The organism is Nocardia sp. bgisy134 (genome assembly GCF_965341865.1).
Taxonomy (GTDB): Bacteria; Actinomycetota; Actinomycetes; order Mycobacteriales; family Mycobacteriaceae; genus Nocardia.
Genome location: NZ_CBDQZP010000003.1, coordinates 186,614 through 203,548 on the forward strand (window position 1 = coordinate 186,614; position 16,935 = coordinate 203,548).

Here is a 16,935-nt window from a genome sequence, read left to right on the forward strand (position 1 = left end):
CCACGACCCGCCGGTCGTGTGCGGCTGCGAAGGCGATCGCTCCTTCTGCGCGGCGAGCCGGACGATGGCCGCGGTAACCAGCGTTTCCCGCGCCCCTCTAAGCCACACCCCGCCGTAGTGCCGCGGGAAGCGGTCGCTACTTTTGCGCGGCCAGCCTGACGAAGGCGGCAGTATCCAGGGTTTCTCCGCGCGCGGTCGGATCGATTCCGGCGGCGACCAATCGACGTTCGGCCTCGGCGGGCGATCCGGCCCAACCGGACAGCGCCGCGCGCAAGGTCTTCCTGCGTTGCGCGAACGCCGCGTCGACCACCTCGAAGACGCGGCGGCGGTGCTCGTCGTCCATCGGCCAGGGCGGCTCGGCGAAGCGCTGCACGCGCACCAGGCCCGATTCCACTCGCGGCACGGGCCAGAACACCTGGGTGCCGACCGCGCCCGCGCGGCTCACCTTGCCGAAGAACCCGGCCTTCACGCTGGGCACCCCGTAGATCCGGCTGCCCGGTTCGGCCGCGAGGCGGTCGGCCACCTCGGCCTGCACCATCACCAGAGAGGTTGTGATGCTGGGCAATTCGGCGAGCAGGTGCAGCAGCACCGGCACCGCGACGTTGTACGGCAGGTTCGCCACCAGTGCGGTCGGGGCGGCGGGCAGGTCGGCGGCGGCGACCCGCAGCGCGTCGGCGTGCACCACCCGCAGCCGGTCGGCCAGTTCGGGAGCCCGGTCGGCGACCGTGACCGGCAGATGCTCGGCAAGCACCGGATCGATCTCGACCGCGATCACCGAATCCACCACGTCCAGCAGCGCGAGCGTCAGCGAGCCGAGTCCGGGCCCCACCTCGAGCACGGTGTCGGCGCGCCCGACTCCCGCCGCCGCGACGATCCGCCGCACGGTATTCGCGTCGTGCACGAAGTTCTGCCCCAGCTGTTTGGTCGGCCGCACCCCGAACTGCTCGGCGAGCACCCGCACCTCGGCGGGCCCCAGCAGCGCAGCACTCCCCCTCGCGGAAACATCGGCATCGGACACCCGAAGAACCTACCAACCCGACGCCCTACCCCCGCCCACCCGGCAGCACTACGCAGGTCCACCACCTGCCTCGCCGCGACCACAGGGTCTGTGGAGACCAACAGCGCGAGGGGCGGAAGCGCGGGTTGGCGTGGGCTGGGTGTACGCGGCCGGAACCGAATCGCCCCGTGCGAACCGGCAGCGCCAGGCTCAGCGCTCGGCGGGCGTCTCGCGGATGCGGGCGAGGAAGGCTTCGACGGCGGTCCACATGGCGGGATTCAGCTGGGTGTGTTGACCCGTACCGAAGACGGTCTCGGAGTCGACGTCGTTGGCGGCGAACTGAGCGATCAGGGCCGCGTGCAGCGGGGAGGGCACCACGGTGTCGGTCGCGTTGACCAGCAACAGGATCGGGGCGTCGTAGCCGCGCACCGGAACGGTCAGGTAGTCGGTGTACGCGGCGCGGATCGGCTCGGAGGACAGCGGCCTGGCCAGCAGCTGGCCGATGCCGAGACCCGCGACGCGCTCGATGATCCGGTCCAGGCACAGGCCACCGACCTCGTCGAGCACGGTTCGGCCCAGCGGCGTCAGGTACTGGTCGACGTGCACCTCGGGCCGCGCCGCCCGCACGCCGGCCAGGATGCTGACGAAGAAGCTCATCGGCGCCGCGGTGTCCGACATCGTCGGGATCACCGGGCCCGCCAGCGGAAGCACCTTCTCCACGTCGGACTCCGGGTCGACCGCGATGGTGCCGCGGAAATCGAGGTCCGGCGCGTAGGTCGCCTGAAGCTGCGCGGTACCGAGCGCGGCCTGCCCGCCCTGCGAGGCGCCGAACACCGCCCAGGTGCGCGACAACTCCGGGTGCGCTGCGCGGGCGGCCTGCACCAGATCGATGGTGGCGGTCGCCTCGGTGCGCAGTTCGAGGTACGGGTGCGGCCCGGTGTCGAAGCGCCCGAGACCGAGGTAATCGGGCGCTACGACAGCGAAGCCCTGCGAAACCAGACGTCGAAGCAGCTGGTCCTGCCTGCCCTGCATGGCGGGGAACGGCGCGCGCTCGGGTTGCGACATACCGCCGCAGCCGGGTCCGAGCCCGCTACTGCCGTGGTCGTAGGCGAGGATCGGCCAGCCGTCGGGCGGCGGTGTGCCCTCGGGCAGGAACAGCGCGCCGCTCGCGCGGTGCGGGGCGCCGTCGGATCCGGTCATCCAGTAGTCGACCACCGAGCCGCCGGACATGCCGTGCCAGCCGTCGGGTTGCGCGGTCACCGAGATCACCGAGCCCGGCGTCGCCGCCGCGGCGGGCGCGCTCGTTCCGGACAGCACGGCTCCGACGGCGAGCGCGGCGGCGAGCGCCGAACGCCGCGCGGTGTGTAGCAATCCCATCGCGGATTTCCCTCTCGCCCTGACCGCACCGTCACGAATCCGGCCGAGTGTACAACCGAGTCGGGGGATGGCGAGGCGGGATCGACCGCGAAAACGACTGCGGCGCCGCCCCACCCGGGGACGGCGCCCCGCGACGACGCGTGGGTCAGCTCAGGCCGAGCCTGCTGGTGCAGGCGGGCCAGGCGCCCCAGCCCTGGCGAGCCCTGGTCACCTCGGCGATGGCGATCTGCTCCTCGCGGGTCGCCATGTCGGCGCGCGGGGCGTAGCGCAGGCCGCCCTGCCGTTCCCAGGTGCTCTGGTCGAACTGGATGCCGCCGAAGTAGCCGTTGCCGGTGTTGATGGCCCAGTTGCCGTTGGACTCGCAGCGGGCCAGCGCGTCCCAGATCTGGCCGTCGCGCACCGCGGGCACCTCGGTGCCCGGCTTGGTGCCCTTGCGCACGGTCTTGGGCTGGGCGGGAACGGAGACCTTCGACTCGACCGCCTTGCGATCGACTTCCTGACCGTTGACCATCGTCACCGCGAAAGTCACGTCGTGCACGCCGGGCACGCCGGGGTTCTCCACGATGGTGCGGCTCATGTTCATGGTCTCGTCTTCGATGACGGTCTCCGCGGGATCGAGCGGCAACGTCTCGGTGTGGCGCTCGATGCGCTTGCGGGTCACCACGATTCGCAGGCCGTCGGCCAGCGGGGTGCTCGGCGCGGGCTCGACGGTGTCCTGCTCGATGAGCGGAATGCCCGCGACGGCGAGGAATTCACCCACGGTCGGCGCCGCGAGCCGCACGTCGACCGGCGCGCCGATGCCGTCGAGCAGCGACACCGAGCGCGGGCTCGCGATCCGCAGCGTCGCGCCGTCCAGCGGCAGCCGCTCGTCGCGTGCGGGCCAGACGTAGCTGTCGCCGGGGAGCTTCAGCTGAGCGAGCGCCTCGCCCGCGGTGAGGCCGGTGGTCCACACCGTCTCGGACTTGCCGTCCACGGTCAGCGCCACCGCGCGCGCCCGGTTCAGCACGATCGTCGCGCCGTCCGTCACGGCGGAGCCGCGGCCGGGACGGACCTGGTCGCGATCGGTCAGGTCGAATCCGGCCGCCCGCAGCACGCCGTCGACGTTGCGGGACATGGTCGTCAGGATCGACTGCTGGCCGTCCACGACGATCGTCACCGTCTTGCGGTTCACGATCGCCATCGAGGCGCCGACGATGAGCGTCAGCAACAGCGCCGCGACGGCCGCGTACAGCAGCGGCGAGCGGGACTGGTTGATCCTCGTCAAAGGCGACATGGTCACAGTACGATAACGAAGAGACTGGCCCCAAACAACCGTTTCTTCGCCGCCTGGGCCGTCGCAGATCACGAAACGATATCGACACCGCAGGTAGATAACAGCCTTCGTGACCCGGAGTGACGTGGGCCACAGGCAGGGTTTCCAGTCCCCTTACCCGGGTACGCGCAGGCCCGCGTCCTCAGATGCCGTAGACGCGCCGGGCGTTCGCCGTGGTGATCTCGGCCAGTTCGCGCGGATCCTGCTCGCGCAGTTCGGCGAGCGCGCGCACCGTGTACGGCAGGCAGTACGACTCGTTCGGCGCGCCGCGGAACGGGTGCGGCGTCAGATACGGCGCGTCGGTCTCCACCAGAATCTGCTCGTCCGGCACCACCTTGGCGGCCTCGCGCAACTCGTGGGCGTTCTTGAAGCTGACCGTGCCGGAGAAGCTCAGCACGTATCCCTCCGCGACGCAGGACAGCGCCATGTTGGCGTCCGAGGAGAAGCAGTGGAAGATCACCGTCGACGGCGCGCCCTCGTCCAGCAGGACGGTCAGCAGATCGTGGTCGGCCTCGCGGTTGTGGATCATCAGCGGCTTGCGCACCCGCTTGGCCAACTCGATGTGCCAGCGGAAACCCTCGACCTGGGTCTCGATATCGGCGCAGCCGTCGAGCTTGCCCGGCCAGTAGTAGTCGAGGCCGGTCTCGCCGATCGCGACGACCCTCGGGTCCACCGCCAGCCGCTCCAGCTCCGCCTTCGCGGCGTCGTCCAATGCGTTGGCCCTGGTGGGGTGCAACGCGACAGCGGCGTAGACGCGCGCATCCCAGTGCGCGGCCCGCACGGCCCACTGCGCGGCGGCCAGATCGTCGGCGACCGTGACCACCTTGCCGACGCCGACCGACGCGGCGCGGTCCACGATGGCGGCGGTCGACTCGGGGTCGGTGGCGCCGCAGGCGTCCAGATGGGTGTGCGCGTCCACCAGCGGCGCAAGCGGCTCGGGCAGATCCGGCGCGGGGCGACGTCCTCCGTTCACGACTCCGCCTCGCCTGCGCTCGACCGACCCGGGCGGCCGCCGGGTCCTGCGGGGATATTCACGTGAGCGACGGAAAGCACGCGCATTACAGTAGACACACCATGAGCGCAGCTGAACGCCCCGCCTTCTACATCACAACGGCCATCGCCTACCCGAACGGTGCGCCGCACATCGGGCATGCCTACGAGTACATCTCGGCGGACGCCATCGCCCGGTTCAAGCGACTCGACGGCTACGACGTGTTCTTCATGACCGGCACCGACGAGCACGGTCAGAAGATGCAGCAGGCCGCCACCGCCGAGGGCATCCCGGTGGAAGAGCTCGCCGCGCGCAACTCCGATGTCTTCGAGCAACTCGACAAGACGCTCGACGTCTCCTACGACCGGTTCATCCGGACCACCGACGCCGACCACCAGGTGGCCAGCATCGCGATCTGGGAGCGGATGCTCGCCAACGGCGACATCTACCTGGACAACTACTCGGGCTGGTACTCGGTGCGTGACGAGGCGTTCTACACCGAGGCGGAGACCACGCTGCTCGACGACGGCAGCCGCGTCTCCACCGACACCAACACGCCGGTGGAGTGGACCGAGGAGTCCAACTTCTTCTTCCGGCTGTCGAAGTACCAGGACCGGCTGCTCGCGCTCTACGAGGAGCACCCCGAATTCATCGCGCCCGCAACGCGTCGCAACGAGATCGTCAGCTACGTGAAAGAGGGCCTGAAGGACCTGTCCATCTCGCGCACCACCTTCGACTGGGGTGTGCCGGTGCCCGAGCACCCCGACCACGTGATGTACGTCTGGGTGGACGCGCTCACCAACTACATCACCGGCGTCGGCTTCCCGGACACGGAATCGGCTGCGTTCCAGAAGTTCTGGCCCGCCGACGTGCACATCATCGGCAAGGACATCACCCGCTTCCACACGGTGTACTGGCCCGCCTTCCTGATGTCGGCAGGCGTGGAGTTGCCGAAACGCGTTTTCGTGCACGGCTTCCTGTACAACAAGGGCGAGAAGATGTCGAAGTCGGTCGGCAACGTTGTCGACCCGCTCGAGCTCGTCGACGAATACGGCGTCGACGCGGTGCGCTTCTTCCTGCTGCGCGAGATCTCCTACGGGCAGGACGGCAGCTACAGCCACGACGCCATCGTCGGCCGGATCAACAGCGACCTGGCCAACGAGTTCGGCAACCTGGTGCAGCGCAGCCTGACGATGGTGAACAAGAACTGCGACGCCGCCGTGCCGGCGCCGGGCGAGTTCACCGCGGAGGATCGCGCGCTGCTCGACCGCGCGAACGGTCTGCTGGAACGCTGCCGCGCCGAATACGACGCCCAGCAGATGCATCTCGCGCTCGAGGCGATCTGGCTGACCCTCGGCGAGACCAACAAGTACTTCTCGGCCCAGGCGCCGTGGGCGCTGCGCAAGTCGGGCACCGAGGAAGATCTCGCCCGCATGGCGACGGTGCTGTACGTGACGCTCGAGGTGGTCCGCATCGTCGCGATCCTGGTGCAGCCGGTGCTGCCAGGGTCCGCCGCCAAGATCCTCGACCTGCTCGCCCAGCAGGGCCGCACCTTCGCCGACCTCGCGACGCCGCTCACACCGGGCGTCCCGCTGCCCGCTCCGGAGCCGGTGTACCCGCGCTACTTGGAGAAGAAGGACTGACCTACCAGCGTCGGCACGGCGCTCGGTGACCGACCTGCGTCGACACGGCGCTGGCTGACCGACCTGCGTCGACACGGTGCCAGCTGACCGACCTGCGCCGACACGGTGCCAGCTGACCGACCTGCGTCGGTACGGTGCTAGCTGACGTCCCGCGTCGGCACGGTGATCCGCGAATGAATCACCGTGCCACGCATGGATTTCCGCGTCACTTCCAGCGTTCGAGCAGCCGGTTGGCCTCGGCCGCGAGCGCGAACTGGAGGTAGGGACCGAAGCTGATCCGCGCCACGCCCTGCGCGGCGAGTTCCGCGCGGTCCGACTTGTCCGGCAGACCGATCGCGTTGACCGGCAGCGGCAGTTCCGAGGTCAGCCTGCGCATGTCCGCGTCGGAATGCCGCCCGACCGGATACAGCACGTCGGCGCCCGCGGAGGCGGCCAGCGTCAGCCGGGCGATGGCCCGGTCCATGCGGTCGGCTTCGTCGCCGACCTGCCGGAGGAACAGATCGGTGCGGGCGTTGACCACGACGTGCACCCCTGCCGCGTTGGCGAACTCGCGCAGACCGTGCACGAAGTCGGCGTGCTCTTGATCGCCGCGCAGCCGCCCGCCCTCGCTGTGCACGGTGTCCTCGATGTTCAGGCCGACCGCGCCCGCGTCGAGCAGGCCCTCGATCAGCTGAGCGGGCTCGTGGCCGTATCCGGCTTCGATGTCGACGGAGATCGGCACGTCCACCGCCTCGGTGATCTGGCGGACCCGAGTCAGCAGTTCGGCGAAGGTCATGCCCTCGTTGTCGCTGCGCCCGATCGAGTCGGCGACCGGGTGACTACCCAGGGTGAGCGCCGAAAAGCCTGCGGCGACAGCTAGATTCGCCGACCATGCGTCCCACACGGTGGGCAGCACGACCGGATTGCCCGGACGGTGCAGCGCGAGCAGTTCCTTGGCCTTGCTTTCCAAAGTGGTCATACACCGATCATGGACCCCGCCCCGGCCCGCCGCAGCGTGACACACCCCATTCCAGCGGCGGCCCGGTCACGCGGCACACGGAGAATCGGCAAGCTGCCGCTGCGTCCGGCGCGGGCGCAGTACCCTGCTTGGGCCGAGTCGGGCTAGCGAGATGGGATCCGAAGTGCGAGGAGTGGGGCGAGGAAGCGTCGGCCGCAAGACGGTGCGCGGCGCGAAGGTCTTGGTGACGGGCGCGGCCAGCGGCATCGGCAAGGCGACCGCGATCGCCGCGGCGGGGCAGGGCGGCGAACTGGTGCTCACCGACATCAACACCGAGGGCTTGGCGGCGACCGTCGAGGAGATCCGCGGCACGGGCGGGACGGTGCTGGACTCGCAGGCCTTCGACATCACCGACTACGACGCCGTGGCCGCCTTCGCCGCGGACGTGCACGATCGGCACGGCCCCATGGACGTGGTCATGAACGTCGCGGGCACCTCCGCGTGGGGCACCGTGGAGAACCTCGAGCACCGGCACTGGCGGCGCATGGTCGACATCAACCTGATGGGGCCGATCCACGTCATCGAGAGCTTCGTGCCGACCATGGTGCGCGCGGGCCGCGGCGGCGCCTTGGTGAACGTGTCCTCGGCGGCGGGGCTGCTCGCGCTGCCGTGGCACGCCGCCTACAGCGCGGGCAAGTACGGCCTGCGCGGCGTCTCCGAGGTGCTGCGCTTCGACCTGGAACGCCACGGCATCTCGGTGCACCTGGTGGCGCCGGGCGCGGTGAACACCCCGCTCGTGCACAGCTTCGAGCTGGTCGGGGTGGACAAGGACGATCCCAAGGTGCGCAGGCTGACCAAGGCGTTCACCAAGCACGCGGTGCCGCCCGAGCGGGTGGCCGCCGCGATCCTGCGCGGCGTCGAACGCAACCGGTTCCTGATCTACAGCTCGTTCGACATCCGCTTCGGCTACTGGTGGGCGCGCAAATTCGCCCTCCCGTACGAGTTCGTCATCCGCCGGGCCAGCGCCCAGTTCAGCACGCTGCCGGTTTCGACGGGCAGTTGAGATGCGTGTCGAGCACCCTGGCGCCGGGACCGTCGTCGCCGAGCCGGTCGCGCTCGTTGACGAGCTTGCAGCTGCCGAGTGAGAGGCAGCCGCAGCCGATACAGCCGGTGAGGTTGTCGCGCAGGCGGATCAGCTGACTGATGCGATCGTCGAGATCCTCCCGCCACGCCGTGGAGAGGGTCTCCCAGTCGCGCCGGGTCGGAGTGCGGCTCTCGGGCAGTTTGTCCAGCGCCTCCCGTATTTCGCTGAGCGGTATGCCGACCCGCTGCGAGATGCGAATGAACGCGACCCGGCGCAACGTCTCGCGGGTGTATCTGCGCTGATTCCCGGACGTGCGGCGGCTGGTGATCAGCCCCTCGCGCTCGTAGAAATGCAACGCGGAGACGGCTACTCCGCTACGCTCGGACAGCTGCCCGGGGGTCAGTTCCTTTGCTCGCCAATCGGCTGTCGACATCACACTCCTCCATTCACCTGAACAATACTTCAGGTTAGGATGTCCTGGGGACGAATTCGGACACCTCACGGCATTGGGGTGCCGATTTCCGTACCGCTGCGCCGATCGCGAACTACGGTCGGAGGATGGGAGCAGACGCTGTGCCCGTCGACCACGAAAAGGACAGGCGCGGGGGCGGGCCCGACCGCGCCGGCGAACCGCGTTACGGAGTGACTTCCGAGGTAGGAGCCCTACGTACGGTCTTGTTGCATCGGCCCGGCGCCGAACTGCGCAGGCTCACCCCGCGCAACAACGATCAATTGCTGTTCGACGGCATCCCCTGGGTGGAGCGAGCCCAGCAGGAGCACGACACCTTCGCGGACGTGTTGCTCAGCCGTGGCGTCGAGGTGCTGTTGCTCTCGGATCTGCTCGCCGAAACCATCGCGGCCAGCGGCGCGGCGCGGATCCAGGGCATCTCCGCCGCGGTCGACGCCCGCAGGCTCGGCCACGCCTTGGCCGACGAGCTGGCCGCCTATCTGCGCGGTGTGCCCGCCGCGGAACTGGCCGAGATCCTGATGGCGGGCATGACCTTCGACGAGCTGCCGTTCGGCCCCGACGCCGCTTCCCTGGTGCGGCGGATGCACCACGGCGCCGACTTCGTCATCGACCCGCTGCCCAACCTGTTGTTCACCAGGGACTCCTCGTTCTGGGTCGGCCCGCGCGTCGCGATCACCTCGCTCGCCCTGCCCGCCAGGATGCGGGAGACCTCGCTGACCGATCTCATCTACGCCTTCCACCCGCGCTTCCTCGGGGTGCGGCGGGCCTACGAATCGCACACCGCGCCGATCGAAGGCGGCGACGTGCTGCTGCTCGCGCCGGGCGTCGTCGCCGTCGGCGTCGGCGAGCGGACCTCGCCCGCCGGTGCGGAAGCATTGGCGCGCAGCCTGTTCGACGACGGTCTCGCGCACACGGTGCTGGTCCTCCCGATCGCGCAGACGCGCGCGACCATGCACCTGGACACGGTGTGCACCATGGTCGACACCGACGCCGTGGTGATGTACCCGGCGGTCCGAGACGAACTGCGCGCGTTCACGATTCACCGCGAGGACGACTACGCCGTCCGCGAGGGCGGCGGCGGGGTGACGATGCGCGGACCCGATCCGTTCCTGCCCGCCGCGGCCGAGGCGATGGGCATCGGCAAGCTCCGGGTGATCGACACCGGACTCGACGGCGTGACCGCCGAGCGCGAGCAGTGGGACGACGGCAACAACACCCTCGCCGTGGCCCCCGGCGTCGTGATCGCCTACGAACGCAACGAGATGACCAACGCGCGGCTGCTGGACGCGGGCATCGAGGTGTTGCCGATCCCCGGCTCGGAACTGGGCTCGGGACGCGGCGGCCCGCGATGCCTGTCGTGCCCGCTGGCCCGAGACGACGTGTGAGCCGCCTATGTTCACCGTCACGATCAGCCACGATTCGCCCGTCCCGCCGTACGAGCAGCTGCGGCTGGCGGTCATCGCGCAGGTGCGTTCCGGCGAGCTGACCGCGGGTACGAAGATTCCCACCGTGCGCGCCCTGGCCGCCCAGCTCGGCCTGGCGCCCAATACGGTCGCGCGCGCCTATCGCGAACTGGAGGCCGACGGCGTGCTGGAGACCAGGGGTAGGCAGGGGTCGTTCATCGCGTCCTCCGGCGACCCCACCCGCGACGCGGCCGGACGCGCCGCGACCGCGTACGTGTCGGCCATCAGGCGGCTCGGCCTGGACGACGAAACCGCCCTGCGCTACGTGAAATCCGCGCTGGAGACCCGATACTGATCGACGCCGGACGGGGTCCGCCGCGCGGGCGGGCCTCCGTCTAGCGCCAGCTCGGCAACCAGAGGTGGTCGTGCCAGTTGCCCGGCGTGATCGGCAGCGCGGTCAGGATCGGCCACAGCCAGATGAAGTTCGCGATCACCAGACCGAGATAGAGGCAGACGGCGAGCAGGCCGAGACCGTGCCGCTCGCTGGGGACGGCGGGCAGGAAGGTGCCCGACGGACTACGCGGTATCGGCACCAGGCGAGCCGGGCCCATGACGTCACCCAGCGCCAGCGCCAAGCCGATCATCAGGAACGGGGCGAGCGGCACGGCGTAGAAGTAGTACATCTGCCGGTCCAGGGTCAGGAACCAGGGCAGCAGCGCCGCGCCGTAGCCGGTGAGCACCGCGGCGTAGCGCCAGTCGCGCCGGACCACGCTGCGCCACAGCATCCAGGCGAGCGCCGGGAAGGCGACCCACCAGATCGCCGGGGTGCCGATCAGCATCACCGCCTTGACGCACTGCGCCTGCGCACAGCCGGTGACATTGGTGTCTGCGTAGTAGTACAGCATCGGCCGCAGACCCATCGGCCAGGTCCACGGCTTGGACTCCCACGGATGGTGGTTGCCCGCGGAATTGGTCAGGCCCTCGTGGAAGTGCAGCGACTCGCCGCTGTAGAACCACAGCGAGCGCAGCGCGTCGGGCAGGAACGACCACGGACCTCCCGACCCCACCTGATTGCCGACCGAGTACCGGTACACGCCGGTCTCGCTGGCGAACCAGGCCCAGTAGGTGGCCAGATACACCCCGAGCGGGATCAGCACGAGCGCGTAGAGCGCGGGGCCGGCATCGCGCAGCGCCGTGCCGAGCCAGGGCTTGCGCACCCCGTACGCGCGCCGCGCGGCGACGTCGAAGCAGACGCTCAGGATGCCGAACGCCACGATGAAATAGATGCCGGACCACTTGGTGCCGCACGCCAGCCCGAGCAGCACGCCTGCGCCGAAACGCCACCAGCGCACGCCGAGCCGCGGACCCCACGGTGTCGCACCGATACGTCCTTCGACGTCGACGCGCGCCATTCTGGCCCGCATCTCGTCGCGGTCCACCACCAGGCAGCCGAAGGCCGCTGTGACGAACAGCGCCATGAAGATGTCGAGCATGCCGATGCGGGAGGAGACGAAAAGGAGCCCGTCCGCGATCGCCAGGATGCCCGCGATCGCGCCGATCAGGGTCGACCTGGCCAGCCTGCGCGCGATCCTGACCACCAGCAGCACCAGCACGGTGCCCGCGAGCGCCGCGGTGAACCGCCAGCCCCAGCCGTTGTAGCCGAACAGGAACTCGCCGATGGCGATCATCTGCTTGCCGACCGGCGGATGCACCACCAGGCCGTAGCCGGGGTTGTCCTCCACCCCGCCGCCGGTGAGCATCTGCCAGGCCTGCGGAGCGTAGTGCTTCTCGTCGAAGACCGGCGTTCCCGCGTCGGTCGGATAGTTCAGCATGGTGAACCGAGTCACCGCCGCGAACGCGGTCAGGACAGCCGTGACCAGCCACCCCCGCAGCGTGTCGAGGGGGCCGAAATCGGGCGACGGCCGGAGCGGCGCTGGACTCGACCAGGTGGGCACTGCCCCGGGTACGGTCGCGCGGGAGGTCACCTGGGTCACGCCCCGATCGTATTAGGACCGGGGTACCCCGAAACTGATCGGTACGTACAACTCACACCCGCGCGTCGGGCTCCGGCCACGCGCAAACCGACGACGGATCACGTCCGACCGGCGTGCACCGGCGGTACCTGCGCCTCCGCCTCAGCCACGGACGGGTCAGCGACGAACTCCGCCCGGCAAGCACCCACCGGGCGAACGTCCACTTCGGCGGGTTGTCGACGAACTGCGTCCAGCAGCGCACCAGGCGTACCTCCGCCTTCGCTACCGCCGTGCGTGTGTCAGCGACGAACTCCGGCCAACTGCGCCCACTCGGTGTGCCTCCGTGCGCTCCAACCGCGCCCACCGGGCGTACCTCGGCCTCGCTCCGACGCGGGTCATCGATGAACTGTGTCCAGCTGCGCCCACTACTCGTACCGCCGCCTTCGCTTCGACCATCGCGGGTCAGCGACGAACTGGGTCCTGATGCGCCCACTAGGCTTCTGGTGTCCGGTGGTTGCCGGGTGTCGAGCGAGACGGGAGTGCGGTGGCAGACCAGTCGACAGCGGGGGACGGCGCGGCCCGGGGATCGGTGGGCGGGCGGCTGGTGCTGGCGGCGACGCCGATGGGCGATATCGGCGACGCGTCCCAGCGTCTGCGCGACGCCCTCGGGTCCGCCGACGTGGTCGCCGCCGAGGACACCCGGCGCACCCGCGCGCTGGCCAAGGCGCTGGGCGTCGAGATCACCGGCCGCGTGGTGAGCTTCTACGACCACGTCGAAACCGCCCGCGTTCCCGCGCTGCTCGGCGAGATCGAGGCAGGGCGCACGGTGCTGCTGGTCACCGACGCGGGCATGCCCTCGGTGAGCGACCCCGGCTATCGGATGGTCGCGGCCTGCGTCGAACGCGACCTGCCCGTCACCTGCCTGCCGGGCCCGTCGGCCGTCACCACCGCGCTCGCCCTGTCCGCGCTGCCCGTGGAGCGCTTCTGTTTCGACGGCTTCCCGCCGCGCAAGTCGGGCCCGCGCAAGGAATGGCTGCGCACGTTGCGCGAGGAACCGCGCGCCTGCGTCTTCTTCGAGGCGCCGCACCGGCTCGCCGAATGCCTCACCGACGCCGTCGAGGTGCTCGGACCCGACCGCCGCGCCGCCGTCTGCCGCGAACTCACCAAGACCTACGAGCAGGTCGTGCGCGGCACCCTGGCCGAACTCGCCGACTGGGCCGCCGACAGCGCCCGTGGCGAGATCACCGTCGTCCTGGAGGGCGCCCAGCCCAAGGCCACCGACCCCGCCGACCTCGTCGCCGAGGTCGAGACCCTCACCGCCCAAGGCCTGCGTCTGAAGGACGCCTGCGCCCACATCGCCACCGCCAACAACGTCTCCCGCCGCGCCCTCTACGACGCCGTCCTCGCCGCCCGTGACTAGCTCGCAGAGCCTCCGCACCCCTCGCAGCGGCTGCACCGCCTGCGAGGCGCACCCACCCTCTGCGACGGACCCGTGGCCCGGTACACGTGGCTGACGCACAGCCTGCGTAGGGCGCCACATAGCCACGGGCTGCACGCCCTGCGAGACATACCCACCCTCTGCGAGGGCCTCTTGATGCCAGTGCATCTGGCCTGCCACACAGCATTCGTACGTCCCGCATAGGAACCGGGCGTGTGCAGAGTGCCGAACCCGTGTGGGAGGCCCTGGTTCGGCGCGGCGGTCAGCGGGCGAGGACGGCGAGCATGCCTTCGACGGCGCGGGGCCAGGTGAATTGTTCGGCGCGGGTCCGGGCGGCGCGGCGGCGGGCGACGGCGGGAAGGGCGAGGACGTCGGTGACCGCCTCGGCGAACGCGATGGGGTGGTCGGCGGCGATGGCGCCGCAGTCGGCGGTGACGATGTCGGCCAGCGCCGAGGAGCGGCTCGCGACCACCGGCGTGCCCGCGGCCAGCGCCTCCAACGCGGCGAGGCCGAAGGTCTCGTGCGGGCCCGGCGCCAGCGAGACATCCGCGGTGGCAAGCAGTTTGGCGACCATCGCGCGGTCGGTGATGAAACCGGTGAAGTGCACCGCGGGCTGGCCGTTCGAGAGCGGCGGCAGCGCGCGGGCGCGCCGTTCCAGCGCGTCGCGGCGGGGGCCGTCGCCCGCGACGACGAGACGCGCCTCGGTCCCCGCCTTGCGCAGCTGCGCCACCGCCTCGATGCTGCGGTCGACGCGCTTCTCGACCGAGAGCCGCCCGCAGTGCACCAGCAGCGGATGCCCGGCCGCGAGATCGGCGCGCAGCCTGCGGTCGCGCCTGCGCGGGCTGAACAGGTCCAGATCCACTCCGAGCGGGACGAGCTCGACGTTCGGCGCGCCGATGCGCAGGAACTCGGCGCGCGCGAATTCCGTTGTGCAGACCACGATGTCGTATTCGGCCGCGGTGCGGCGGTTGGCGATGTCGGCGCAGCGGCGGGCCAGTCTGCCCGGCAGGACCTGACCGAGCAGCCGGTCGAGCCGTTCGTGCGAGATCATCACGCCTGCCATGTCGCGCTTGCGCGCCCAGCGGCCGAAACCGCGCAACGTCAGCCGGTCCGACACCTCGAGCACGTCGGGCCGCAGGCCGGTGAGCACGTCGGCGACCCGGCGCGGATCGGCGGCGCGGTAGCCGCCCGTCCAGGGAATGGCCAAGGCGGGCAAGGTGATCCGCAGCGCGCCACCGGGCAGCACCTCCTCGGCGCGGCGCGGTCCCGGCACGATCAGCACCACCTCGTGCCCCGCGGCCACATAGCCCGCGCCCAGATGGTGCAGTGCGGTGCGCAGCCCACCCGACCGCGGACCGTAGAAGTTCGCCAGCTGCACGATGCGCACCCGCCGATCGTCGCAGCGCAACCGGATACGGTAGGCATCGTCACGCTCGAGGAGCGGTGAACATCTAGAAAAGAGAACCCGTCAATGCTTGGCGACGCCGCGGGCGGCCCGGGGCAGGTCCAGATCCAGCGGAATCCGGCCGAGCGCCAGGTGCGACTCGACCTGGTCCGACGGCATCGGCCTCGCGATCAGAAAACCCTGTGCCCGGTAGCAACCGAGGCCGACCAGGGTTCGCGCGGCCACCGCCGTCTCCACACCCTCGCCCACCACGCCGAGTCCGAACGAACCGGCGAGGCCGATAATGGATTTCACGATGGCCAGGTCGTCGGTGCTCGCGCCGAGCCGCTGCACGAAGCCTCGGTCTATCTTCACCGCGTCGACCGGCAGCGCCTTCAGGTGCGAGAGCGAGCTGTAGCCCGTGCCGAAATCGTCGATGGCGATCTGCACGCCCATCCGCTTGAGCCCGCGCAACGTCACCTGGGTGCGCGCCAGATCCTGGACGACCACGTGTTCGGTGATCTCCAGGCAGACCGAACTGCCGTCGATGCCGAACAGCCGCAGGATGTCCTCGATGCGCTCCACGAAATCCAGGCTCACCAGCTGCACCGGCGAGACGTTGATGCGCATCACCACGTTGGCGGCCAACCCCCTGCGGCGCCATTCGGCGAACTGCGCGCAGGCCGAGCGGATCACCCACCGGCCGAGCTCGCCCGCCAGATTCGTCGCCTCGGCGACGGTGACGAACGCGCCGGGCGGCAGCAGTCCCCTGGTCGGATGCATCCAGCGCACCAGCGCCTCGAGCGCGACGATCCGTCCGGTGCGCAGATCCACCTCGGGCTGATAGTGCAACAGCAGCGAGCCGTCGGAGACCGCGCCGCGCAGGTTCAGCTCCACGTCGTCCTGTAGCTCGAACTGGGCGCGCATGGCGTCGGTGAACACCGCGACGCCGTTGCCGCCGCCCGATTTGGCGGACAGCAGCGCGTGGTCGGCGCGGCGCAGCACGTCGGCCACCGTGGTCTCGCCGGGAATGCCCACCGCCACACCGACGCTCGCGCCGCGGCTTACCGATTCGCCGCCGACGGTGACGCGGCGGCCGATGAGCTGCTGGATCCTGGTCGCCTCCAGCTCAGCGGTGACGGCGTCCATGGGCTTGGCGGGCACGATGACGAATTCGTCGCCGCCGAGGCGGGCGATCATGTCGTTGGCGTCCAGATTCTCGCGCAGCCGCGAGGAGAGCGTGCGGATGAAGTTGTCGCCCGCGGTGTGTCCGAGAAAGTCGTTGAGCGCCTTCAACCGGTCGAGGTCGAGGAAGAACGCGGCGACCGGGCCCGGGTTGCCGGGGCGTAATCGGTCCTCCATGTGCTCGAGCAACGCGCGCCGGTTCGCCAGACCCGTCAGATCGTCGTGCAGCGCGATGTAGCGCAGCCGCTCCTCGGCCACCACGCGCGCCTGCACCTGGGCGAACAACGCGGCGATCGCCTTGAGCACGTTGAGTTCCCTGGTGCTCCAATCCCGGTCGCCCTGTTTGATGAAGCCGAGCACGCCGGTGGATTCGCCGCGCGAGATGAGCGGCACGCAGGCCATCGCCACCTGCGGAATTCCGGAGGAGCGCCGAATCGTCTCCTGGTAGTCGGCGGACTTGACGTCGGGGCGCACGATGATCGGCTCGGTGGCGAACTCGAGCTCGCGGAACACCGAGTCGGCGTTCTCGAACTGCACCACCTTCAGCGGATCGGGGTCGGGAATGTCGCCGCGGTGCGGCCACTCCGCGACGAGCACGGTGGCGCGCCGTTCCCGGTCGGTATGGCGCAGGTAGCTGAAGTCGACGTCGAAATGCTCGACCAGTCTGGCCAGCACGCGTTCGCTCGCCGCCACCATGGTCGTGGCGTCGACGCCCATCAACTCGGCGGCGACTTGCGTCACC

At 70.1% G+C, this 16,935-nt stretch carries 14 protein-coding genes; 5 read left to right on the forward strand and 9 right to left on the reverse strand.

Features of this window, described 5'->3' with window-relative positions:
- Positions 1–136: 136 nt before the first annotated feature.
- From rsmA to ACRWNM_RS07535, 4 genes are all read right to left on the reverse strand, one after another.
- The gene (gene rsmA, locus ACRWNM_RS07520) at positions 137–1,018 is read right to left on the reverse strand and encodes a 16S rRNA (adenine(1518)-N(6)/adenine(1519)-N(6))-dimethyltransferase RsmA (RefSeq protein WP_431964879.1); all 882 of its coding nucleotides are present in this window, start codon (positions 1,016–1,018) and stop codon (positions 137–139) included.
- A gap of 189 nt (positions 1,019–1,207) precedes the next feature.
- Positions 1,208–2,374 (reverse strand): alpha/beta fold hydrolase, encoded by a 1,167-nt coding sequence (locus ACRWNM_RS07525; protein ID WP_431964881.1) that lies wholly within the window; start codon positions 2,372–2,374, stop codon positions 1,208–1,210.
- A 145-nt stretch (positions 2,375–2,519) separates the two neighbouring features.
- On the reverse strand, positions 2,520–3,647 hold the full coding sequence (locus tag ACRWNM_RS07530; RefSeq protein ID WP_431964883.1) for a transglycosylase family protein: 1,128 nt from the start codon (positions 3,645–3,647) through the stop codon (positions 2,520–2,522).
- A gap of 181 nt (positions 3,648–3,828) precedes the next feature.
- Positions 3,829–4,659 (reverse strand): TatD family hydrolase, encoded by an 831-nt coding sequence (locus ACRWNM_RS07535; protein ID WP_431964885.1) that lies wholly within the window; start codon positions 4,657–4,659, stop codon positions 3,829–3,831.
- A gap of 62 nt (positions 4,660–4,721) precedes the next feature.
- On the opposite strand from ACRWNM_RS07535, the gene metG reads away from it, so the two are divergent.
- Complete coding sequence (metG, locus tag ACRWNM_RS07540; RefSeq protein WP_431964887.1) at positions 4,722–6,320, forward strand: methionine--tRNA ligase; 1,599 nt, start codon at positions 4,722–4,724, stop codon at positions 6,318–6,320.
- Positions 6,321–6,525: 205 nt separating this feature from the next.
- Here metG and ACRWNM_RS07545 read toward each other — a convergent pair whose 3' ends face one another.
- Positions 6,526–7,278: an isocitrate lyase/PEP mutase family protein gene (locus tag ACRWNM_RS07545; protein ID WP_431964889.1), complete on the reverse strand. Its 753-nt coding sequence runs from the start codon at positions 7,276–7,278 to the stop codon at positions 6,526–6,528.
- 151 nt (positions 7,279–7,429) lie between these two features.
- On the opposite strand from ACRWNM_RS07545, the gene ACRWNM_RS07550 reads away from it, so the two are divergent.
- Positions 7,430–8,320 (forward strand): SDR family oxidoreductase, encoded by an 891-nt coding sequence (locus ACRWNM_RS07550; RefSeq protein WP_431964891.1) that lies wholly within the window; start codon positions 7,430–7,432, stop codon positions 8,318–8,320.
- Here the strand turns inward: ACRWNM_RS07550 and soxR are convergent.
- A complete protein-coding gene (soxR, locus tag ACRWNM_RS07555) occupies positions 8,289–8,774 on the reverse strand; it encodes a redox-sensitive transcriptional activator SoxR (protein WP_431964893.1) in 486 nt (161 codons plus the stop codon). The genes ACRWNM_RS07550 and soxR overlap by 32 nt on opposite strands.
- Positions 8,775–8,899: 125 nt before the next feature.
- On the opposite strand from soxR, the gene arcA reads away from it, so the two are divergent.
- Entirely contained in the window at positions 8,900–10,195 is a 1,296-nt protein-coding gene (gene arcA / locus ACRWNM_RS07560; protein WP_431964895.1) for an arginine deiminase, read from the forward strand.
- A 7-nt stretch (positions 10,196–10,202) separates the two neighbouring features.
- On the forward strand, positions 10,203–10,568 hold the full coding sequence (locus ACRWNM_RS07565) for a GntR family transcriptional regulator (RefSeq protein WP_431964897.1): 366 nt from the start codon (positions 10,203–10,205) through the stop codon (positions 10,566–10,568).
- Between the two features lie 40 nt (positions 10,569–10,608).
- On the opposite strand, the gene ACRWNM_RS07570 is transcribed toward ACRWNM_RS07565, so the two are convergent.
- Entirely contained in the window at positions 10,609–12,207 is a 1,599-nt protein-coding gene (locus ACRWNM_RS07570) for a dolichyl-phosphate-mannose--protein mannosyltransferase (protein ID WP_431964899.1), read from the reverse strand.
- A gap of 568 nt (positions 12,208–12,775) precedes the next feature.
- On the opposite strand from ACRWNM_RS07570, the gene rsmI reads away from it, so the two are divergent.
- Positions 12,776–13,606 carry a 16S rRNA (cytidine(1402)-2'-O)-methyltransferase gene (rsmI, locus tag ACRWNM_RS07575; protein ID WP_431965385.1) on the forward strand — a complete coding sequence of 277 codons (831 nt, stop codon included), beginning with the start codon at positions 12,776–12,778 and terminating at the stop codon, positions 13,604–13,606.
- 280 nt (positions 13,607–13,886) lie between these two features.
- On the opposite strand, the gene ACRWNM_RS07580 is transcribed toward rsmI, so the two are convergent.
- The gene (locus tag ACRWNM_RS07580) at positions 13,887–15,011 is read right to left on the reverse strand and encodes a glycosyltransferase (RefSeq protein ID WP_431964901.1); all 1,125 of its coding nucleotides are present in this window, start codon (positions 15,009–15,011) and stop codon (positions 13,887–13,889) included.
- Positions 15,012–15,092: 81 nt separating this feature from the next.
- Entirely contained in the window at positions 15,093–16,934 is a 1,842-nt protein-coding gene (locus tag ACRWNM_RS07585) for a putative bifunctional diguanylate cyclase/phosphodiesterase (protein WP_431964903.1), read from the reverse strand.
- Between the last annotated feature and the right edge of the window lies 1 nt (position 16,935).